Annotated in this window: 20 protein-coding genes; 9 read left to right on the top strand and 11 right to left on the bottom strand. The window is 59.3% G+C overall.

The window, feature by feature from the left end:
• Window positions 1-79: 79 nt before the first annotated feature.
• Complete coding sequence (gene greA, locus ACSQ3F_RS13035) at window positions 80-556, top strand: transcription elongation factor GreA (protein WP_436100599.1); 477 nt, start codon at window positions 80-82, stop codon at window positions 554-556.
• A gap of 85 nt (window positions 557-641) precedes the next feature.
• Window positions 642-1706, top strand: a complete 1065-nt coding sequence (locus ACSQ3F_RS13030) for a glycosyltransferase family 4 protein (RefSeq protein ID WP_436100598.1) — start codon at window positions 642-644, stop codon at window positions 1704-1706.
• Between the two features lie 37 nt (window positions 1707-1743).
• Here the strand turns inward: ACSQ3F_RS13030 and ACSQ3F_RS13025 are convergent, their stop codons facing one another.
• From ACSQ3F_RS13025 to ACSQ3F_RS12990, 8 genes are all read right to left on the bottom strand, one after another.
• Entirely contained in the window at window positions 1744-2541 is a 798-nt protein-coding gene (locus ACSQ3F_RS13025) for a hypothetical protein (protein ID WP_436100597.1), read from the bottom strand.
• A 165-nt stretch (window positions 2542-2706) separates the two neighbouring features.
• A complete protein-coding gene (locus tag ACSQ3F_RS13020; protein WP_436100596.1) occupies window positions 2707-3168 on the bottom strand; it encodes an NUDIX domain-containing protein in 462 nt (153 codons plus the stop codon).
• On the bottom strand, window positions 3165-4355 hold the full coding sequence (locus ACSQ3F_RS13015; protein WP_436100595.1) for an MFS transporter: 1191 nt from the start codon (window positions 4353-4355) through the stop codon (window positions 3165-3167). The genes ACSQ3F_RS13020 and ACSQ3F_RS13015 overlap by 4 nt, the downstream gene beginning before the upstream one ends.
• Window positions 4356-5179: 824 nt before the next feature.
• Complete coding sequence (locus ACSQ3F_RS13010) at window positions 5180-6202, bottom strand: glycosyltransferase (protein WP_436100594.1); 1023 nt, start codon at window positions 6200-6202, stop codon at window positions 5180-5182.
• Between the two features lie 7 nt (window positions 6203-6209).
• Complete coding sequence (locus ACSQ3F_RS13005; RefSeq protein ID WP_436100593.1) at window positions 6210-7034, bottom strand: glycosyltransferase family 2 protein; 825 nt, start codon at window positions 7032-7034, stop codon at window positions 6210-6212.
• Window positions 7035-7116: 82 nt separating this feature from the next.
• Window positions 7117-7587, bottom strand: coding sequence for an Lrp/AsnC family transcriptional regulator (locus ACSQ3F_RS13000; RefSeq protein ID WP_436100592.1), 471 nt, complete (start codon window positions 7585-7587; stop codon window positions 7117-7119).
• A 251-nt stretch (window positions 7588-7838) separates the two neighbouring features.
• Window positions 7839-8660, bottom strand: coding sequence for a polysaccharide pyruvyl transferase family protein (locus ACSQ3F_RS12995; RefSeq protein ID WP_436100591.1), 822 nt, complete (start codon window positions 8658-8660; stop codon window positions 7839-7841).
• An 11-nt stretch (window positions 8661-8671) separates the two neighbouring features.
• A complete protein-coding gene (locus ACSQ3F_RS12990) occupies window positions 8672-9409 on the bottom strand; it encodes a hypothetical protein (RefSeq protein WP_436100590.1) in 738 nt (245 codons plus the stop codon).
• Window positions 9410-9803: 394 nt separating this feature from the next.
• Between ACSQ3F_RS12990 and trxB the strand changes: the two genes are divergently transcribed.
• The 6 genes from trxB (at window position 9804) to ACSQ3F_RS12960 (ending at window position 15692) form a co-directional block, all read left to right on the top strand.
• Window positions 9804-10778, top strand: a complete 975-nt coding sequence (trxB, locus tag ACSQ3F_RS12985) for a thioredoxin-disulfide reductase (protein WP_436100589.1) — start codon at window positions 9804-9806, stop codon at window positions 10776-10778.
• Between the two features lie 113 nt (window positions 10779-10891).
• Complete coding sequence (locus ACSQ3F_RS12980; protein WP_436100588.1) at window positions 10892-11788, top strand: LysR family transcriptional regulator VtlR; 897 nt, start codon at window positions 10892-10894, stop codon at window positions 11786-11788.
• Between the two features lie 629 nt (window positions 11789-12417).
• The gene (locus ACSQ3F_RS12975) at window positions 12418-12711 is read left to right on the top strand and encodes an ArsR/SmtB family transcription factor (protein ID WP_436100587.1); all 294 of its coding nucleotides are present in this window, start codon (window positions 12418-12420) and stop codon (window positions 12709-12711) included.
• Between the two features lie 70 nt (window positions 12712-12781).
• Window positions 12782-13903: an alkene reductase gene (locus ACSQ3F_RS12970; protein ID WP_436100586.1), complete on the top strand. Its 1122-nt coding sequence runs from the start codon at window positions 12782-12784 to the stop codon at window positions 13901-13903.
• 272 nt (window positions 13904-14175) lie between these two features.
• The gene (locus tag ACSQ3F_RS12965) at window positions 14176-14679 is read left to right on the top strand and encodes an N-acetyltransferase family protein (RefSeq protein ID WP_436100585.1); all 504 of its coding nucleotides are present in this window, start codon (window positions 14176-14178) and stop codon (window positions 14677-14679) included.
• Between the two features lie 71 nt (window positions 14680-14750).
• Window positions 14751-15692 (top strand): lytic transglycosylase domain-containing protein, encoded by a 942-nt coding sequence (locus ACSQ3F_RS12960; RefSeq protein WP_436100584.1) that lies wholly within the window; start codon window positions 14751-14753, stop codon window positions 15690-15692.
• A 4-nt stretch (window positions 15693-15696) separates the two neighbouring features.
• Here ACSQ3F_RS12960 and ACSQ3F_RS12955 read toward each other — a convergent pair whose 3' ends face one another.
• Window positions 15697-16731, bottom strand: coding sequence for an NAD-dependent epimerase/dehydratase family protein (locus tag ACSQ3F_RS12955; protein ID WP_436100583.1), 1035 nt, complete (start codon window positions 16729-16731; stop codon window positions 15697-15699).
• Window positions 16732-16821: 90 nt separating this feature from the next.
• Here ACSQ3F_RS12955 and ACSQ3F_RS12950 point away from each other — a divergent pair, with 90 nt between their 5' ends.
• Complete coding sequence (locus ACSQ3F_RS12950; protein WP_436100582.1) at window positions 16822-17715, top strand: LysR family transcriptional regulator; 894 nt, start codon at window positions 16822-16824, stop codon at window positions 17713-17715.
• Window positions 17716-17721: 6 nt separating this feature from the next.
• On the opposite strand, the gene ACSQ3F_RS12945 is transcribed toward ACSQ3F_RS12950, so the two are convergent.
• Together ACSQ3F_RS12945 and ACSQ3F_RS12940 are read right to left on the bottom strand one after the other, a co-directional pair.
• Window positions 17722-18129 carry a GFA family protein gene (locus ACSQ3F_RS12945; RefSeq protein ID WP_436100581.1) on the bottom strand — a complete coding sequence of 136 codons (408 nt, stop codon included), beginning with the start codon at window positions 18127-18129 and terminating at the stop codon, window positions 17722-17724.
• A gap of 174 nt (window positions 18130-18303) precedes the next feature.
• Window positions 18304-19506: a pyridoxal phosphate-dependent aminotransferase gene (locus tag ACSQ3F_RS12940; protein WP_436100580.1), complete on the bottom strand. Its 1203-nt coding sequence runs from the start codon at window positions 19504-19506 to the stop codon at window positions 18304-18306.
• Window positions 19507-19619: the final 113 nt, after the last annotated feature.

Below are 19619 nucleotides of genomic sequence, written 5' to 3'. Positions count from 1 at the left end.
GTTAACGCTCCGGTGACCGTTTTCTTTTGTGCCGAGCCAGCCTTCTGCGGGCTCAGTGCGGACTATGAAGGACAGTGAAATGGTCGATAAAGTGCCGATGACTCAGAGCGGATTCGTCAAGCTGCAGGAAGAGCTGCGTTGGCGTCAGCAGGAAGAGCGCCCGCGGATCATCGAAGCCATTTCCGAAGCGCGCTCCCATGGCGACCTTTCGGAAAATGCGGAGTATCACGCTGCCAAGGAAGCCCAGAGCCACAATGAAGGCCGTATCGGCGAGCTTGAGGATTACGTCGCCCGCGCCGAAGTGATCGATCTTTCGAAGATGTCCGGCTCGAAGATCAAGTTCGGCGCCACCGTGAAGCTCGTCGACGAGGACACCGAAGAGAACAAGACCTACCAGATCGTTGGCGACCAGGAAGCCGACGTGAAGCAGGGCCGCATCTCCATCTCCTCGCCGATTGCCCGCGCGCTGATCGGCAAGGAAGTCGGCGATTCGATCGAGGTCGTCGCCCCCGGCGGCTCGAAGGCCTACGAGATTCTCGCGATCAACTGGGGCTGATCCCCGGCATTTTGCACTGAAAGCCCGGACGGCGCGTAAAGCTGCCTCCGGGCTTTTTCTGTTACACGAACAGGGGCACGCAAGCGTGGAAGACATCAGCGACGTCGAGATCATCGCGCCGAACTTCAAGCGCCGCCTTTCCGGCGTCACCTCCACCATCATCCAGCTTGTTCCGGTGCAACGCGCGCTCGGCCAGAAGGTTGCGACCTTGGGTCCCGGCTTGCCGGCGGTTTTGCCGCATATCGGCTATTTCGCATTGCTTCGGCTGTGGGGTCGGCCGAAAAACCGGGCGCTGCGGGTCTGGCATGCACGACGCAATGTCGAAATGCTGCCAGCGATCGTGCTGCGCGATATCCTTCGGATGAAGCTCAAGATCGTTTTCACCTCCGCCTCGCAACGCAAGCATTCCGGCTGGAGCAAATTCCTGATCCGCCGGATGGACGCGGTGATCGCCACCAGCAACCGCACCGCCGCCTATCTGGAGGTGCCGAGCACGACCATCATGCACGGCATCGATACGCAGCGCTTCTTTCCGGCAAAGGACAAGGCCGCAGCGAAGACGGCGCTTGGCCTCCCGGCCGACAAGAAGATCGCCGGCTGCTTTGGCCGGGTGCGGCACCAGAAGGGCACGGACCTGTTCGTCGACAGCATGATCAGCCTCCTGCCGCAGCGGCCGGACTGGATCGCCATCGTCGCCGGCCGCGCGACGGCGGCGCATGTCTCGTTCGAAAACGAGCTGAAGGAAAAGGTTAGACAGGCCGGTCTCGCTGACCGCATCCTGTTTGTCGGCGAGCATACCAACATACCGGACTGGTACCGGGCGCTCGACCTGTTCATCGCGCCACAGCGCTGGGAAGGTTTTGGGCTGACGCCGCTCGAGGCGATGGCGACAAAAGTGCCGGTCGTGGCGAGCGATGTCGGCGCCTTTTCGGAATTGCTGGTGACGGGTCAGGACGAAACCGGCGTACTGATTTCGGCAAACGCGCTGACGGAAATGGCGGAGGCCGCCGCCGTGTTCATGGACGATGCGCAGCGCGCAAGGCTGGCAGGCGAACGCGGGCTCGCCCGTGCGACCGCAAAGTTCAGCATTCAGGGCGAAGCGTCGAGCATCGGTGCGATCTATGAGAAGCTTCTTTCTTCAGTAGATTAGAAGAACTATGCTCGTGCTGCTCCTCGGTGGTCCGATCTCAGGGATCAGAGACGGCGTCCATATGGCTCGGTCGAGGAACGCCCCGGTCTTGCTGATCAGGGAAATCCTTTTGGCGGAAGGTCACTTCCCATGAGACGCCGTACGCGTCTTCGAACTGCGCCTTAAGCCAAGAGAATTCACCTGAAATCATAACCTTGGCATATCCCGTCATGGGTATCTTATTATAGAGTTTGAAGAAATTCCGGGTGGGAACGATAACGTCCGCAAAGAATTTCTTTCCATTCGGGATCGGTGATACGCAGGCCACGTCCTCGACCAGTTCTGCACTCAGCGACGAGGTTTTCAGATATCCCAGCGAGGTCTTCAGGGCCTCTCCGGCGAGGATGGAGCCAATCCCATCCATGAGGACGCCGAGATTGATACTCCCATTCGTAACCGCGCTTGGTGGCGCGGAATAGGATACCCCTTCGATCGTACGGAAATTGAAACCGTGCTGAAACCTGTAAACTGTCGGCGGTGCCTTTGGGCTCGATCGCCCGCCGCCTCTTTTAACTCCATAAGATCGGAACGTCGATGCGTGGAAGCAATCGTGCAAGTAGCCGCGCGCAAGCTCCAAGGCTTTGTCATCATCCGTCTTGAACTGCTCTCCCACGGGGGTTGCCGTAAACGCAAAACCCGGAATGTCGCAGTAGCCGTAACTATTGCGAGAATAGAAACCACCGACTTTTCCGTCATGCTCAATGAGAAACCAGCTGTTCAGGGGGATAACCTCCAAATCGCACTCGAGATCATCCTCAATGCGATCGATCGCACCGTCCACCAGTTCTTCGAACATGGCCCAGTTGCAATTCCACTGGCCATCCCGGATATCTTCCAGACTGAGAATCGAACGTCCGCAACATATTCTTTAGGAAGCAATGAGCGCGCGTTGCGAAGGTAATTCCTGAGGAACCGTACATCTGACTTGGAACCGAGCAAACGCTCCATTTCAACCTCCATTTTACCATTTCGTCGAGTAGCTGTTGCTACGGATTTCGTTTAGCCGGCGGCGTGTTGCCGGCGACGTTGCATCCGGCAAATCGTCAAGAGTGACAAAATATGCTTCGGACAGTTCCGATGGATTGGGGATTGGCTGGTGTGCGCTGCGTGCGGAAAACAGATACACGGTGTCCCGCTTGCCTTCGCTGTCGGATACAAATGTATGTCTCAATCTCAAGCCACTGATTTCAATATCCAACTCCTCCTTGATTTCGCGCCTTGCCGCGTTTTCTTCAGTCTCCCCCCTTTCGATAGCCCCACCCGGCAGCATCAGCATTTGTGAGCCGTAACGATGCTGCACGAGAATGACTTTTGTGTCGTCTGGAGAGTAGACGGCGACCTTCACACCGAAGGTCTTGGGGCGGGCGACACGCCAGTAGATCCGCCGCAATGGATGGAGCAGCTTCAAAGCTTGCTGTTTCATGCATTCCTCCTTGAACCGAGATAGAGAAGGGTTATGCCCGCAGCGATGACGCCGAGAACTCTTGCTCCTGCCGAAATCATGACGACGGCGTCGCTGCCCATCATCTCGAAAATCACACCGGCCAAAGCTGCGCCGATGGGGATTGGGAAATAGGTCATCACGCGCGAAGCAGAGACAGCTCGGCCCATCACATGTTCAGGAACACTCGTTTGACGATACGTCGTCAGCGCGGTGACATTGATTGCGCCGAGCAGAACGGTCATACCCCAGAGGACGGTGAAACTTGTGAAACTGGGATTGAGCACCATCAGGATGGTGAGTGCCGCCGACACGACGGTCAATCCCATGATAAGGCTGGAAACCGGAAAGTGGCAGACGATGAAGCGAGCCAGGCTGTGACCGGCTATGCCGAATAGCCCGACCGCTGCGAAAAATACACCGATGGAATAACTTTCGTTTCCGAACTGTACCGCCAACATGGCGACGACGGTGGACTGCACCAATGTCGTCGCGAAATTCGAAAATATGAAAACGACATTGCTGCTAAAGAGCTCGCGATTTGAAAAAAGCACAGAAAAGCCATCACCAATCGCTTTCCACGTCGTGATGTCGAGGTGAAGTCGTTGCTGCTTGATGTGCATCGGCAGCAGAACAAAAAGCGATCCCAGATATGACGCCGCGGAAATAAGGAAGATGGCTACAGGCGGGACGAATGTGAAAGCAAAGCCGACGAACAAGGGTACGAACACCGAGTTGGTTTGATCAACAATGCCAAGGTTGGAATTGCCCTTCAGAAGCTTGTGTCGGGGGCATGCTCTTACCACCAGCGACTGGAAGGCGGGCAGTTGAATAGCCGACAGGGACGAGTTCACGAATAGCAGCAGGTACACGATCGGCAGGCATTCGCGGATGTCGATGAGAAGCGCTATCAAACCAGCACACACTGCGGACAGCCCCGTGGTGATCTTTGCTACGGCTTCCGGTCGGTTTCGATCAACGATCGCTCCGCTAAAAAAGCCCACTGTTATAGCGGGTAGATGAGCTGCAGCGAAGGCCAGGGATGTATCAACCGCTGAACCTGTGATTGCATAGATCGCAAGTGGAACCGCCGTTCTATTGACCCATCCCGCAGTCGTCGAAAAGGCGTTACATAGGATAAGGCGATTGCTATAGTCGAGCCGTTCCAAGAACATACGTCCCCATTCGGAGCTAAAGGCAACCGACCGGAATCATTCAGATCCATTGCGGCCCTTGATTAGGGACGTCATGAAAGGCGACATTGATTCAAACAACTCGGTATAGTTGTTATAACCCTAGATAGAAGATAATGTGGCAGATTTATGACAGTCGAGACTGTCTCGCAGTAAGCGTGCGGTGGAGCAGCCTTTGAGATTTGGCCCTTACCCTTGAACCGCAACTCATTCGCCGCGATTCCAAGAAATCGCTTCGCAGTGGGAAAGCGGCCGTCCAAATAGGCGGTGATGCCACCACAAGCTGTCATTGCGACATAATCCGATGCAAAATTCGCGATTTTTGCTACGAAATACAAGACAGGTTCATGCGTTTATCTCTTTCCACCATCGTCGTCCTGTTCGTTTCGGTGTTTGCAACAGGAGCCAACGCGCAACCTTCCCGACAGCAATTCACTGGCGACCAATGACCGTCATATTCTTGTTGAGGGCTTCGGAGATTGCGCGAACGCTACATGCCCGGCTGTCCTGATCTTGAGCGGCAGCCGGGGCTTTGGGGCGTCGGTTTGCGATGAGATCGGACTGACCTTCCGGCGAGCGGGACTAAATGCCTATCTCGTTCATGTTCTCTCGCCAGCTGACCTGGATGCAATTGCCACGGCAAGCAGCACGGGAGCGCGGATCGCCTATTATGCACAGCGATTGGAAGGCCGGATTTCAGCCCTTCAAAAGCGTAGCTTCCTATCGCAAAGCTCAACCGAATAGGAGCAGCGGAAGTGGCCACACCATGACGGGCCATCAACCGAAAAAGCCTACGAAATCTAAGGCTTACGCTTGAACAATTCGAGGTAGGCGTTGGCGACCGCCTCCTCGGAAAACTGCCCCATCAGGGTCTCGTGGCCGCCCAAGGCGACGCGATCGGCGAGGTGCCTGTCGTTGATCAACCGCTCGATCGCCCTGCTGAAACCGTCAGTATCGCCGATATCGACGAGCAGGCCGTTTTCACCATCGCGCATGAACCACGTCGGCCCCTCCGAACGGCTGGAGACGACGGGCTTCTGCTGTGCCCAGGCCTCGAGGATGACGTTGCCGAGCGGCTCGTGGCTCGACGGCATGACGAAGACGTCGGCGGCCGCCACGTAAGGACGCGTGTCCTTCTGCCAGCCGAGGAACCGCACGCGATCGATGACGCCGAGATCGGCCGCGAGCTTGCGGACATTCTCCATCTCCTCGCCGTCGCCTGCAAGCCAGAGATAGACGCCCGGCAGCTTCGCCACCGCTTCCGTCAGCAACGCGAAACCCTTGCGCGGCACGAAGCGGCCCATCGACATGACGATCGGCGCATCTTCCGGCGTATCGACGCTTTTGCGGTCGATCGGCGTCACCCGCTCGGTGTTGGTGAAGTTGGAGATGATCTCGACGCCGCGCTTCCAGCCGATGCGGCGCACATGCTCGCCGATCCCCGGCGTGTTGCAGACGAGCACGTCGGTGTTCTTGAAATAGCTGAGATTGGTCGGGTAGTCGCCGAGCCGCGAAATCTTGATGCAGCCCTTGTAGTTCGGCATCAGGCGGCTCGCCCGCGTTGCCCAGGAAAACAGCGCATCCGGCTTTTCGCGGCGCGCCAGGTGCTTGACCTTCAACGGCAGCAGGATGCGATCCGGCGAGAGGTTGCGGAAATTACTTTCGATCAGCCGGGCATGTGGCTCGATGTCCTTGCGCCAGAGGCGGTTCGGACGGATGACGGCGGTCTGCTCGACGCCGCGCCGGGCAAGCGCGTTGACGAGGTGGACGAAGAAGCGCTCGGCGCCGCCGTCCTTGCCGAAGTGATAGTGCATAACCTTCATGCCGTCCTCATTTGCCGCGCCGCGCGCGCTCCATATCGTCGAAATTCGGCCTGCGCTTGAGGGCATGCCGCTGATAGATCTTTGCCGCCGTCAGAAAGGCATAGACGCCTCCGGTCGCCGCCTCGATGAAGCCCGGAAAACCGCAGCGCCAGAGGCCGTTGCGGAAATAGAGCCGCAGGAAATAGAGCGGCGGGCTGAAGATCATCTTGTAGGGGCGCGGCGGCTTGCCGGCCGTAAACTGCTGATCGGCCTTCAGCGTCGAATATTTGTTTTCCTTGAGTATCTGCTCGTCGATAACAAGCGGCCGGTAATGCAAGAGGCTTCCGGTCGCAGCCGCCTCGACCTTGCCGTCCGGCACGATGCCTTCATGGACCTTCTGGGAAAGATCGTAAGCGCCCCTTCCCTTGCGGATCAACCGCAGGTTCTTGCGCTCGCGCACCTTGTCCGGCGTGTAGCCGTAGCCGACCAGATAGGGCCGACGGGCAACGCGCCAACCGACGGTATCTGCCGGCGCTTCAATCAGTGACGGCAGCAGCGCCTGCAAGGGTTCGTCCAGCCGTTCATCCGCATCGATATTCAGGCACCAGAGCTGCGTGCATTGATCAAGCGCGAACTGCTTCTGCCCGGCGTAGCCGCGCCAGGCTTCGAACAGGAAGCGGATCGGCCAGCCCTTGTCGATATAGGATTGCACCAGCGCCGCCGTGCCATCGGTGGAGCCGGAATCGATGATGACGATTTCCGCGCAGCTTCCCAGGCTCTCGATGCAATTGCCGAGATAGGTCTCTTCATTCAGGCAGATGATGAAGGCGGAGAGCGGGAGCTTCGATGGCATGGAGGGTGCCCTTCAGACTGCGAGCGCGGAACAAGACACCTTGCGGCCGTCGTGCTGGCGAAACCGGTGCGGCAAGATGGGCCTAAATCTCTATCAGGCTGACATCCTTGACCTGCCGGATCGTCAGCATGGTTCGCACCGTGTCCACATTCTCGGTGGCCGTGAGCTCTTCAATAACGAAATCCTGAAAGCCCGCAAGGTTTTCAGCGACGCATTGCAGGAGAAAATCGGATTCGCCCGAGACCATCCAGGCCTCGCGCACCAGCGGCCAATCGGCCGTCTGCCTTGCAAAGGCCTTGAGATTGGCATCCGACTGATGCTTGAGGCCGACCATGCAGAAAGCGACCAGATCATACCCAAGAGCCGGCGCGTTCAGGAGAGCGCGATAGCCGCGGATGATGCCGGCTTCTTCCAGCTTGCGCACTCGCCTGAGACAAGGCGGCGCCGATATGCCGACACGTTCGGCAAGCTCGACATTGGTCATCCGGCCATCATTCTGAAGTTCGCGCAGAATCTTCATATCGATGGCATCAAGTTCCAATCGAATTGGCATATCGTCCCCATGGTTAGGCCGCATCGGACGGCCTGCGAAACGCAACTTAGCATGTGGCTGAACTCGGTAGCGGATTTGGAAGCCGCAAGAAAGCAGTTATCCTCGCCTTTCCGCAGTCTCTTCGACCATGGACGGCACCGAAGGTTGTTTTCTGCCGGATTTTGAAGGCACCAGCCATTTCGTGGTTGGCCGCGCGTATCGATCATATAGGCAAAATGTCCGCAGCGGGGCGGCTGGCAAGTCGTGAGACGTCACTTGAAGGGAAACGCTTTTACCAAGCGATCTATCTGGTGAGCAGACGGTACCGCGGCTTCGCACCGGCTTGCCACTGAACCGAACTCGGCCATGATCAGATCAAAACTCAACGGGCCGGGTATCGGTGCACCCCGAACGCTGAAGTAGTCCGCAAACTTGTAGCCATCACCCTTGATCTTGCCGTGCGGCTCCATCCAAACGGAGGGAATATCATAGGCATCGGCGACGATCAGACCATGCAGGCTGCTTGAAACAATGAATTCTGCTCCAGCTATTTCCGCGGTGATCGTCTCGGGCTCGCCAAGTAAGTTAATAATCTTCCAGTGAGGCGGCAGCACCGAGCCGTACCGTTCCACAAAGCTCTGATGGGTCGCGAAATGCGGGATGATTGCAACGCTCGCCGTTGCCGGCCCCTTCCTGGGCCAGATAAGCGGCAACAGGATCGCGGGATCTCCGAGTGCGACATCGTTTCCGCCGGCGATCCTTGCCTTCGTCAGTTCGCCGCGGACCGCGTGGTATTCCAGTCTTTGCGGCCAGAGCGCCGGCGTGGTGGAATCGAGAAAGCCGGAGCCCCAGACATGTAGTTTCCGCCAGGGGCGTTGGCGCAGAAGTGGAAATCTGCGGCTCCCGTAACGGCGATAGTAAGCATCAAGTATGCTTCCAACACCGATCAGCTCGGCCTGGGGCGCCTTGACGTAAACCGGTTCAACGGAAAACAGGCCTCGCAGAAGGCCGGCCATCAGATTGTCGCCAAAATTTTCGACCGTCTGACCGAATTTTTTTCCAACCGCCGCAGAAAAAATCTTCACCTGTCGCATGTTTCCAACCCTCACGAAGCCCAAACAGAGGCGCCATTCTCGATCGACTTTCGAATGCCGCGCTGCTCACGCCAATCGCGTCCCAAGTCAGTTATGACAAACCCACTATCATCCGAGAACAGAGTTGACAAAGACGGCGCAACGTATCGCTCCAGCCGCTCGTTTAGGCCGTTGTAGAACTGCTTTTCCGGATCCAGCCGCGTGTCGAGCAGGCTGGCGGCATGCCGCGCAAAATCGCCGCGAAGCAGGCTTGGCGATGTGGTGAACCCTGGAACCTTCAATCTTACTGGAGTTTGAAAGCCAAATATTTTCAGGTATTTGCGACGATAGTGTATTTTTCCTCGGCGCCCCACATCCCAATTTTTTTCCTCCGAATGGAACGCGACCTGCGCGACACGGGCATCCTCGAAGTCGGAAAGGATGCTCGGGCCTATGTCGATGTTCAAGCGCCAGTCGTCCTCAAGATGCAATACATATTGTGCCGTCGTCGCCGACCAATTTCGCTTCACGGCCTGGCAGAAACCCGGCGTTTCCGGTTCATGTATGTCGGCGTCAGGAAAATACATCCTGATCAGATCCAAGACCGCCCGATGATCCTCTGCGTCGCCGAAGATCGGGTCGACGTTGGCGTAGAATTTTCCGATGGCAAAATTCTTGAAAAGCCGCTGCTGAAAACTTTCCAGCGTGGGTTTCAACAAATCTGGCCGTCTTGTGGATACAAGACAGATGTCAATGCGTCCTTCTGGCATTTTCTATCTCATTTCAGCCACTTAAAGCCGCCGTACCTGGCAGCTGCAATCCCGTATCCTTACCAAAACGTCAGCGCGGTTCGATGTCATCTCGTTTTCGGCAGTTGCGCGATATCCTACACGATCGCTCCAATAACAAGGAAAATTGCGATGTTTGCTCTTGCATTCTTTTGGCGCACAGACCTAAAGGCCTCGCTGGCAATCCGGCGCGACCTATCCGCGCTGATGCTGCGGCATGGTGCGCCAAAACATACGGCGGGGTGCGCCGCTGTGTGTATCTCCTCCACCACCCTTGAAACAGACCCCAATAAATTCCTAAACTATAGATAAGTTTATACGGCGCTGCTCAAGGTGTGACCCGAGGCGTATGCCGAACCGCGACAAGGATTGTTCCATGACTGCCCGACACACCAAAGTTCTCATTATCGGCTCCGGCCCGGCTGGCTACACCGCCGCCATCTATTCGGCGCGCGCCATGCTCAATCCGGTGCTGATCGCCGGCATGGAACAGGGTGGCCAGTTGATGATCACCACCGATGTCGAAAACTATCCGGGCTATGCCGATCCGGTCCAGGGTCCGTGGATGATGGAGCAGATGCTGAAGCAGGCCGAACATGTCGGCGCCGAGATCGTCAATGATCTCGTCACCAGCGTCGATCTTTCGGTGCGGCCGTTCAAGCTCACGACCGACAGCGGCACCGACTGGACGGCCGATGTCCTGATCATCGCCACCGGCGCCAAGGCCAAATGGCTCGGCATCGAGAGCGAGGCGACTTTCCAGGGTTTCGGCGTTTCGGCCTGCGCCACCTGCGACGGCTTCTTCTATCGCAACAAGGACGTGATCGTCGTCGGCGGCGGCAACTCGGCCGTCGAGGAAGCGCTCTATCTTTCGAACCTTGCCAAGACCGTGACGATCATTCACCGCCGTGACAGCTTCCGCTCGGAAAAAATCCTGCAGGAACGGCTGTTCGCCAAGGAAAACATCAAGGTGATCTGGGATCACGAGGTTGTCGAATATCTCGGCAGCCCGGCCAAGCCACCGATGCCGGCCTCGGTCAACGGCGTCAAGCTGCGCAACACCCGTACCGGCGAGACGAGCGAAATGCCGATCGACGGTGTCTTCGTCGCAATCGGCCATGCGCCGGCGGTCGAGCTCTTCAAGGACAAGCTGCGCCTGAAGCCCAACGGCTACCTGTGGACGGCCGCCGATTCGACCGCCACGGACGTGCCTGGCGTCTACGCGGCCGGCGACGTGACGGACGACATCTATCGTCAGGCGGTCACGGCCGCTGGAATGGGCTGCATGGCGGCGCTCGAAGCGGAAAAATACCTGGCGGGCCATATGCCTGTCGCAATTGCGGCCGAATAGAAGCCGCGAACAATTGGAGCGGGAATCCCCGCTCCTGAGTGGGAACAGACAATCAGCCTTATGGCGGGGAACAACGAGGCCGTTTTCCGCCACAAGCACCTATGGGGGATTTCATGCCGCTAGACTGGGACAAACTGCGCATTTTCCATGCGGCGGCGGAAGCGGGATCGTTCACCCATGCGGCCGACAAACTCCACCTCTCCCAATCGGCGATCAGCCGCCAGGTGAGCTCGCTCGAGCAGGATGTCGGCATCAAGCTGTTCCATCGCCATGCCCGCGGCCTGATCCTCACCGAACAGGGCGAAATCCTCTACCGGACCGCCCACGAAGTGCTGATGAAGCTCGAAAGCGTCAGAGTTCAGCTGACAGAGACGACCGACAAGCCGAGCGGCAAGCTGCGCATCACCACCACCGTCGGCCTCGGTCAGGGCTGGCTCACCGACAAGGTCCAGGAATTCCTGTCGCTCTATCCGGAAATGCAGGTGCAGCTGATCCTCGACAACGAGGAGCTGGACGTCAACATGCGCCATGCCGATTGCGCCATCCGGCTGCGCCAGCCGCAGCAGTCGGATCTGATCCAGCGTAAGCTCTTCACCGTGCACATGCATCTCTATGCCGCGCCGTCCTACATCAACAAGTACGGCGAGCCGCAGTCGATCGATGATCTCGACAATCACCGCATCATCACCTTCGGCGAGCCTGCGCCGAACTACCTGCTCGACGTCAACTGGCTGGAGATCGCCGGGCGCGACTCGGACAATCCCCGCCCCTCGCATCTGCAGATCAACAGCCAGACCTCGATCAAGCGCGCCTGCCTGCTCGGCATCGGCATCGCCATGATGCCGGACTATATCGTCGGTCGCGACCCCGGCCTCATTCAACTGCCGATCGGCGCCGCCATTCCGTCCTTCGACACCTATTTCTGCTATCCGGACGAGATGAAGAACGCCGCGAAGCTGAAAGTCTTCCGCGATTTCATCGTCGCAAAAGCGCGCAACTGGAATTTCTGACGCCGCCTTCGCAGTTGCACAAAAAATGTTCTCTACATTCCCACTAGACAAAATACTGTTTTAACTGATTTTTTCCCGAAGCCTTAACAACCTCCAGTGAATAAGCGGTTTAAATCGCTTGAAAAATGCGCAGGCCTGCGTCCGGCACATGGCTGTCATGCATATTAAATGATTGCAGTTCGCCCAAAAAACCAGCATATCGACTGCAGCTGATGCAGTTTGGTGGCTTTTTTCCTCCCAGTGCCACCGCAGCAGCTGTTCCCCTCTGGAGGTTTAGATACCTTCATAACTACAAAGGGCCCAAGTTTTCTTGTGGCCCTCTTTTTTTGCCTTAAATTCAAGCACATCCTTATAGTTGCAATTTTTCTTGGCGCCAAGCATTGAAATCTTCAAGCCACTTTCCCATATCGATTCCAGCTGATGCAGATGGTGGTCTTTTTCCTCCCAGTGCCACCGCAGCAGCTGTTCCCCTCTGGAGGTTTTTAACCTTCACATCTCAAAGGGCCCTGTTCTGACAGTGGCCCTCTTTTTTTGCCCAGAATTTTCCCTTCACAGAGACGTGACTTGAATATCGGAAAATTCCGATCTACATATCGGCATATCGAGATTTGACGATACAGAGTCGATTGATGGACAAGGACGAGATCCTCAAAGCACTGGCGCATCCGAAGCGCATCGAGATGCTGGGATGGATGAAGGAACCGGAAGCGCATTTTTCCGACCAGCATCATCCGCTGGACATGGGCATCTGCGCCAGCCAGTTCGAGCGCTGCGGTCTTTCGCAGTCGACCGTCTCCGGTCATCTGGCGATCCTGCAGCGCGCCGGTCTCGTGACCACCAAACGCGTCGGCCAGTGGATTTTCTACAAAAGGAACGAGGAAACGATCCAGGCGTTCCTGAAAGACATCGGCAACACGCTCTGACGGCGACCGGCCCGCCAGCCCTTATCCCTCCCAGGATGACTATCCCCGCAACGAACGAAAAGGACTTCCCATGACTTCCCTCTTCGACCCGATCAAGATCGGCGACATCGAGCTTGCCAACCGAATCGTGATGGCGCCGCTGACGCGCAACCGTTCGCCGGGCGCCGTTCCGAACACGCTGAACGTCACCTATTACGAACAGCGCGCCACCGCCGGCCTCCTGATCACCGAAGCGACCGCGATCACCCATCAGGGTCAGGGTTATGCCGACGTTCCCGGCCTCTATAGCAAGGACGCGCTCGATGGCTGGAGACAAGTAACTACCGCCGTGCATAAGGCCGGCGGCAAGATCGTCGTGCAGATGTGGCATGTCGGCCGGATCTCCCACACCTCGCTGCAGCCGAACGGCGGCAAGCCGGTTTCCGCCTCAGCCATCCAGGCCAAGTCGAAGACCTACCTCATCAACGAAGACGGCACCGGCACGTTCGCCGAGACCTCCGAGCCGCGTGCGCTCGAACTCTCCGAAATCCCGGGCATCCTCGAAGACTATCGCAAGGCAGCGCGTGCGGCCATCGATGCCGGTTTCGACGGCGTCGAGATCCACGCGGCCAATGGCTACCTCATTGACCAGTTCCTGCGCTCCGGCTCGAACATGCGCACCGACCAGTATGGCGGCCCGATCGAAAACCGCGCTCGCTTCCTGTTCGAAGTTGTGGACGTCATAACCAAGGAAATCGGCGAAGGCCGCACCGGCATCCGCATTTCGCCGGTAACGCCTGCCAATGACTCCTCCGACCCGGATGCGCAGGCGCTCTTCACCTACGTCGTCGAAGGCCTGGCCAAGTACAAGCTCGCCTATATCCACGTCATCGAAGGGGCGACCGGAGGCCCGCGCGATTTCCAGCAGGGTGACAAGCCGTTCGATTACAAGGCGTTGTGCCAGGCCTATGAAACGGCCGGCGGCGCGGCCGCATGGATGACCAACAACGGCTATGACCGCGAACTCGCCATCGAGGCCGTCGAGCAGGGCAAGACCGACCTCGTCGCCTTCGGCAAGCCCTTCATCGCCAATCCGGACCTGGTGCAGCGCCTGAAGGACAATGCACCGCTCAACACACCGGACCAGGCCACCTTCTACGGCGGCGGCGCCAAGGGTTATACGGACTATCCGCTGCTCGAGCAGGTCGCGTAAACAATCACCCTCCCCTTGCGGGGGGAGCGTCGGCACGCAGTGCCGGGGTGGGGTGACTTCATGCGCCAAACAGCGGGTCACCCCACCCGCCGCTTTGCGGCGACCTCCCCCCTCAAGGGGGAGGTGAATGGGCAACCCCCTCTACGCGTCGCCGAAATTGCGGCGGCGGAACTTGTCAATTGCGCCTGAGCGGCCAGCGACACGCCAAGATTTACCGGCTGTAGAACGCCCCTGTTCCAGCCTAGAGCTTCGGCAAACCGCTGGAGAACCTGATGCACCTGCGTGACGCCGAAGAAGCCGACCTGCCCGCCATCCGCGACATCTACAACGATGCGGTGTTGAACACGACGGCGATCTGGAACGACACGCAGGTCGACCTGGAAAACCGCGCGACCTGGCTCACAGAGCGCCGGCGCCTCGGCTATCCGGTGCTGGTGGCCGTCACCGATGACGGCACGATCGCAGGTTATGCCTCCTTCGGCGACTGGCGGGCCTTTGACGGCTATCGTCATACGGTCGAGCATTCGGTCTATGTCGAGAAGAACCAGCGCGGCGGCGGCATCGGCAAAATGCTGATGCTGGCCCTGATCGAGCGCGCGGCGGCTTGCGGCAAACATGTGATGGTCGCCGGCATCGAGGCCGACAACGCGGCATCGATCCGGCTGCACGAAAAGCTCGGCTTCGTCATCACCGGCCAGATGAAGGAAGTCGGCACCAAGTTCGGCCGCTGGCTGGACCTCACCTTCATGCAGCTGACATTGCCGGAGCAGGCATAGGTCTCTCCCGTTTCCGGCGCATCGATGTTATCAAGGGCCGTCGAGATGTGTGGCGGATGGTCCCTGAGCGGATGAGGCACGATAAGCAGCGGCATGATCGGATATGGCTTGCGGCCCTGTTTGCCGCAGCCTTCGGCATCGCCGCAATCTCAAGCGCGCCCACCGCCATTGCCCAATCGGAATGGCGCACGCCGCCCTGCGTCTACTCGGCCAGAACGGCAGAGACGACGCTCTGCGTTCGCGCCCACAGCTACAGCCGCGACATCTGCACCGCCCTTGGCCATTTCGCCGAGACCAACGCGCTGCCGCCCGATTTCTTCGCACGGCTGATCTGGAAGGAAAGCCTGTTCCGTCCGGATGCCGTCAGCCCGAAGGGAGCCGAGGGGATCGCGCAGTTCATCCCCTCGACCGCAAAACTGCGCGGGCTTTCCAACAGCTTCGATGCGCTGGAAGCATTGGGGAAATCGGCCGAATATCTCGATGACCTGCGCGACCGCTTCGGCAATCTCGGCCTTGCCGCCGCCGCCTACAATGCCGGTGAAAGCGGGCTGGAGACATTTCTGCGCACCGGCAACCTTCCTTATGAGACACGCGCCTATGTGCTCGCCATCACTGCCCATCCGGTGGAGGAATGGAAGGACAATCCGCCGCAGACGCTCGACCTGCGCCTCGACAAGGACAAGCCGTTCTACGACGCCTGCACCGCCCTTGCTGACAAGCGCCGCCTCAAGGACGTCGTGTTCGAGGAGGAAGGCGCCTGGGCGCCCTGGGGGGCGCAACTTTCGGCGCATTTCCAGAAATCGGTGGCGCAGCGGCTGTTCCTCGCCACCATCAAGCGCATGCCCTCCCCGCTCAATGCGGAAAAGCCGCTGATCCAGCGGGAGCGCAACCGGGCCTTCGGCAACAGGCTGCGCTACACCGCCCGCATCGGCCGCGAGACAAGACGCGAGGCCGAGGCGGTGTGCACCGAAATCCGCAAGGGCGGCGGCGCCTGCATCGTGTTCAAGAACTGAGGCCTTACCCGGCTACTTCAACAGACCCTGGCTTGCGCGGCGCCGGCAAAACCCGCTGCTGGACCGGCTGCTCCGGCGGCAGGCAGCCGAGAGCGGCAATCGATGTCCGCACCGCCTCGTCGATCGGGGTCCAGGGCTCGGCGCCGATCACGGCGACCAGCCGGTCGTTCGGCATGCGCAGCGGTTCCTGCCAGACATAGCGCATCTCCCGCAGTTCCTTGAGCAATGGCACGAAGGGCGCGACGAACGGCGTCATCCACCACGGAAAGGCCTTGACCTTGAGGCGCGGATTGCCGGTGGCGCGGCGGATGGCAGAGACCATCTTGGTGCCGTCATCGTCCCAGAACCCCTGCATGTGATAGACGGCGAAGGCCGGCAGCGTTTCGCGGCGATCGACCAGCCGCGCCATCGTTTCGGCGACGTCCGGCAGATAGGCCCATTGATGACCGATGCCCTTCCTGCCGGGGTAGGTGACGGCGGCGATCGGTTTTCCTGCCGTCACCAGCCCCTGCGAGAACCAGCTATTGGCCGCACCCGGGCCGAAGAAATCCCCTGCCCTGACCACGATCACGCGAACGCCTTCCTCTGATGCCGCCTCAAGGCGGCGCTCCATCTCGACGCGGATCTTGCCCTTGGCCGTCACCGGGTTCTGCGGCGACGTTTCATGCAGCAGCGGGAAGGCGTCGGGGCCGAAATTGTAGATGGTGCCTGGCAGGAGCACCGTGGCGCCGGTCGCCCTTGCGGCCGCAATCGTGCTGTCGATCATCGGCAGCACCAGCGTGCCCCAGTTGCGGTAACCCGGCGGGTTGACGGCATGGACGATCAGGCCTGCGCCCTCCGCAGCAGCGAGCACGTCGGGAGCGTTCATCGCATCGCCCTGCACCCATTCGAAGTCCGGGCTCCTTGCAGCGGCCTTGGCAGCATCGCGACTGAGGGCGCGTATCGTCCAGCCGCGGGCCTTGAGGGTTCGGGCAACCGCACCGCCGATACCACCGGTGGCGCCGAGGATGAGGGCAATCTGTCTTGCTTGGCTGGTCATGTCGCGTCTCCTTGTTCGATGAGACGATCCTGATCGCAAATGAGGCTAAACGGAATTGCCGAAATTTCTTTATCTGATATACAAAAACGAATGAGTGAAATCGAACCCAGCTGGGACTTCTACCGCACCTTCCTGACCGTTCTGAAGGAAGGCTCGCTGTCGGCCGCCGCCCGCGACCTGGGCCTGACGCAGCCGACCGTCGGCCGGCATATCGACGCACTGGAGGGCAATATCGGCTTCCAGCTGTTCATCCGCTCACCGCAGGGCCTGATCCCGACGGAAGCCGCACTCGACCTCAAGCCGCATGCCGAGCAACTGGCGGCCAATGCAGCGGCACTGCTCAGGGCGGCGACCGGCCAGGGAAAGACGGTGCGCGGCACCGTGCGCATCAGCGCCAGCGAGGTGATCGGCATCGAAGTGCTGCCGCCGATGCTTGCCGCCCTCAACGAGCGGCACCCGGACCTCGTCATCGAGCTCTCGGTGTCGGATGCGGTCGAGGACCTGCTGCGCCAGGAGGCCGATATCGCCGTGCGCATGGTCGCACCGGCGCAGGACGCGCTGATCACCCGCCGGATCGGCGGCATTCCGCTCGGGCTGCACGCGCACCGCCGCTATCTCGACCAGCACGGGACACCGGAGAAGCTGGAGGACCTGCGAACGCATCGGATGATCGGGTTCGACCGCGAAAGCGCCTTCGTCCGCGCCATGCGCAAACGCGTACCGCTCCTTGAGATCATGCGGCCGACGCTGAAATCGGACAGCAACCTCGCGCAGATGGCGATGATCCGCGCCGGCTGCGGCATCGGCGTCTGCCAGGTGGAGCTTGCCAGGCGCGATCCGAACCTCGTGCGGCTATTCCGCACGGAGTTCGAACTGCCGCTGGAGACGTTCGTTGTCATGCACGAGACCATGAAGACGACGCCCCGCTGCCGCGTCACCTTCGATGCGCTGGTCGAGGGGCTTTTGGCTTACGTGGGAAAATAGCCGCCATTACAGGTGGCGGACTTCCGCCGGTGTTGCGCCCCAATCGTCGTTGAGGCCATCAAAGTAGGTGAGCGGCGCGGCCATCAGTTCGTCGATATCGAGACTGTCCAGGCAAGCGATGTTGATATTGTAATATTTGGCGCCGGTCATGTTGGGAACATCGACCCACTCGAAAGGGCGCACACCACATTGCCGGCAGAAGAGATGATGCGCGACGCCGGTGTTGAACTGATAGTCAACCAGGTCCGCCTCGCCGGCCAGCAGGCTGAAGGCGTCCGGCCTGACCTTGACCGTCCAGAGGCGGATCTTCCAGCAAACCGAGCAGTTGCACTTACCGGTGCCGAGACTGAGATCGAAATCCGCCTCGAAGCGCACCGCGCCGCAATGGCAGCTTCCGCTATAGGTTTTCAGCATTGCGTTCCCCCCGCCCCCTAGCTCTCTCCATCAAGCTATTCGAACAGAGCGGCGATGGCCACAAGGGCGGCAATGAGGGAATTCTTGGGGATCCGCGCCAGCCCAAACAACAAACCACCCCCAACAAAAAACCCGCCGTTTCCGGCGGGCTCGTTGTCAGGGTTCAACCTTGCCTTACTTGCAGGCTGCACAAAAACGCTGGATGCGCTTGCAGGCTTCCTCGAGCTGTTCTTCCGAGGTCGCGTAGGAGATGCGGAAGTTGGGGCCGAGGCCGAAGGCGGAGCCATGGACGACGGCGACGCCTTCGGATTCGAGAAGCTCGGAGACGAAGTCTTCGTCCGTCTCGATCACCTTGCCCGACGGTGCAGTCTTGCCGATCAGGCCCTTGCAGGACGGGTAGACGTAGAAGGCACCCTCAGGAGACGGGCACTCGATGCCCTTGGCCTGGTTGAGCATCGAGACGACGAGATCGCGGCGGCCTTCGAATATCTTCTTGTTTTCCGGAATGAAGTCCTGCGTGCCGTTGAGCGCCTCGACGGCGGCCCACTGGGCGATCGAGCAGGCGCCAGAGGTCTGCTGGCCCTGGATCATGTCCATGGCCTTGATGAGCGCGAGCGGGCCGGCCGCATAGCCGATGCGCCAGCCGGTCATGGCATAGGCCTTGGAAACGCCGTTCATGGTCAGCGTGCGGTCGTAGAGCTTGGGCTCGACCTCGACCGGGGTGGCGAACTTGAAGTCGCCATAGGTCAGGTGCTCGTACATGTCGTCCGTCAGGATCCAGACATGCGGATGCTTCAGAAGCACGTCCGTCAGGCCCTTGAGCTCCGCATGGGTATAGGCGGCGCCGGACGGGTTGGACGGCGAGTTGAAGACGAACCACTTGGTTTTCGGCGTGATCGCCTTTTCCAGATCAGCCGGCGTCAGCTTGAAATTGTTTTCCTGGGTCGCGGCGACGAAAACCGGAGTTCCGCCGCAAAGCGCCACCATTTCCGGATAGGACACCCAGTAAGGTGCTGGAATAACGACTTCATCGCCTGGATTCATCGTCGCCATGAAGGCGTTGAAAAGAATCTGCTTTCCGCCGGTGCCGACGATCGTCTGGGCGGCGGTGTAGTCGAGATTGTTCTCGCGCTTGAACTTCTTTGCGATCGCATCGCGCAGTTCCGGGATACCCGAAACCGGCGTGTACTTCGTCTCGCCCCGGTTGATCGCGTCGACGGCCGCCTGCTTGATATTGTCCGGCGTGTCGAAATCCGGCTCGCCGGCTCCAAGCCCGATCACATCGCGACCCTTGGCTTTCAGTTCCCGGGCTTTCTGGGAAACGGCGATGGTGGCGGATGGCTTCACACGGGAAAGGGCGTCGGCAAGAAAGGCCATGATGTGGTTTATCCTGATCAGGTTGAAACAGCATGCGCGCCAGCGGGAGCAGGCAATGCCCGGCTCCATAGCGGTTAGGTGTATGTCGAAAGACAGCCCCGGTTTCAAGCGCA

Source organism: Pararhizobium sp. LjRoot238 (genome assembly GCF_964252955.1).
Taxonomy (GTDB): domain Bacteria; phylum Pseudomonadota; class Alphaproteobacteria; order Rhizobiales; family Rhizobiaceae; genus Pararhizobium.
This window is presented reverse-complemented; position numbering and strand designations above follow the sequence as displayed.

Coding starts and splice junctions, on each gene's coding strand:
- greA (WP_436100599.1), top strand. CDS start 80: ATGGTCGATAAAGTGCCGATGACTCAGAGCGGATTCGTCAAGCTGCAG.
- ACSQ3F_RS12975 (WP_436100587.1), top strand. CDS start 12,418: ATGGACAAGGACGAGATCCTCAAAGCACTGGCGCATCCGAAGCGCATC.
- ACSQ3F_RS13010 (WP_436100594.1), bottom strand. CDS start 6,202: ATGAAGGTTATGCACTATCACTTCGGCAAGGACGGCGGCGCCGAGCGC.
- ACSQ3F_RS12960 (WP_436100584.1), top strand. CDS start 14,751: ATGAGGCACGATAAGCAGCGGCATGATCGGATATGGCTTGCGGCCCTG.
- ACSQ3F_RS13020 (WP_436100596.1), bottom strand. CDS start 3,168: ATGAAACAGCAAGCTTTGAAGCTGCTCCATCCATTGCGGCGGATCTAC.
- ACSQ3F_RS12980 (WP_436100588.1), top strand. CDS start 10,892: ATGCCGCTAGACTGGGACAAACTGCGCATTTTCCATGCGGCGGCGGAA.
- ACSQ3F_RS12950 (WP_436100582.1), top strand. CDS start 16,822: ATGAGTGAAATCGAACCCAGCTGGGACTTCTACCGCACCTTCCTGACC.
- ACSQ3F_RS12990 (WP_436100590.1), bottom strand. CDS start 9,409: ATGCCAGAAGGACGCATTGACATCTGTCTTGTATCCACAAGACGGCCA.
- ACSQ3F_RS12940 (WP_436100580.1), bottom strand. CDS start 19,506: ATGGCCTTTCTTGCCGACGCCCTTTCCCGTGTGAAGCCATCCGCCACC.
- ACSQ3F_RS12945 (WP_436100581.1), bottom strand. CDS start 18,129: ATGCTGAAAACCTATAGCGGAAGCTGCCATTGCGGCGCGGTGCGCTTC.
- ACSQ3F_RS12970 (WP_436100586.1), top strand. CDS start 12,782: ATGACTTCCCTCTTCGACCCGATCAAGATCGGCGACATCGAGCTTGCC.
- ACSQ3F_RS12955 (WP_436100583.1), bottom strand. CDS start 16,731: ATGACCAGCCAAGCAAGACAGATTGCCCTCATCCTCGGCGCCACCGGT.
- ACSQ3F_RS12965 (WP_436100585.1), top strand. CDS start 14,176: ATGCACCTGCGTGACGCCGAAGAAGCCGACCTGCCCGCCATCCGCGAC.
- ACSQ3F_RS13005 (WP_436100593.1), bottom strand. CDS start 7,034: ATGCCATCGAAGCTCCCGCTCTCCGCCTTCATCATCTGCCTGAATGAA.
- trxB (WP_436100589.1), top strand. CDS start 9,804: ATGACTGCCCGACACACCAAAGTTCTCATTATCGGCTCCGGCCCGGCT.
- ACSQ3F_RS13000 (WP_436100592.1), bottom strand. CDS start 7,587: ATGCCAATTCGATTGGAACTTGATGCCATCGATATGAAGATTCTGCGC.
- ACSQ3F_RS12995 (WP_436100591.1), bottom strand. CDS start 8,660: ATGCGACAGGTGAAGATTTTTTCTGCGGCGGTTGGAAAAAAATTCGGT.
- ACSQ3F_RS13025 (WP_436100597.1), bottom strand. CDS start 2,541: ATGTTCGAAGAACTGGTGGACGGTGCGATCGATCGCATTGAGGATGAT.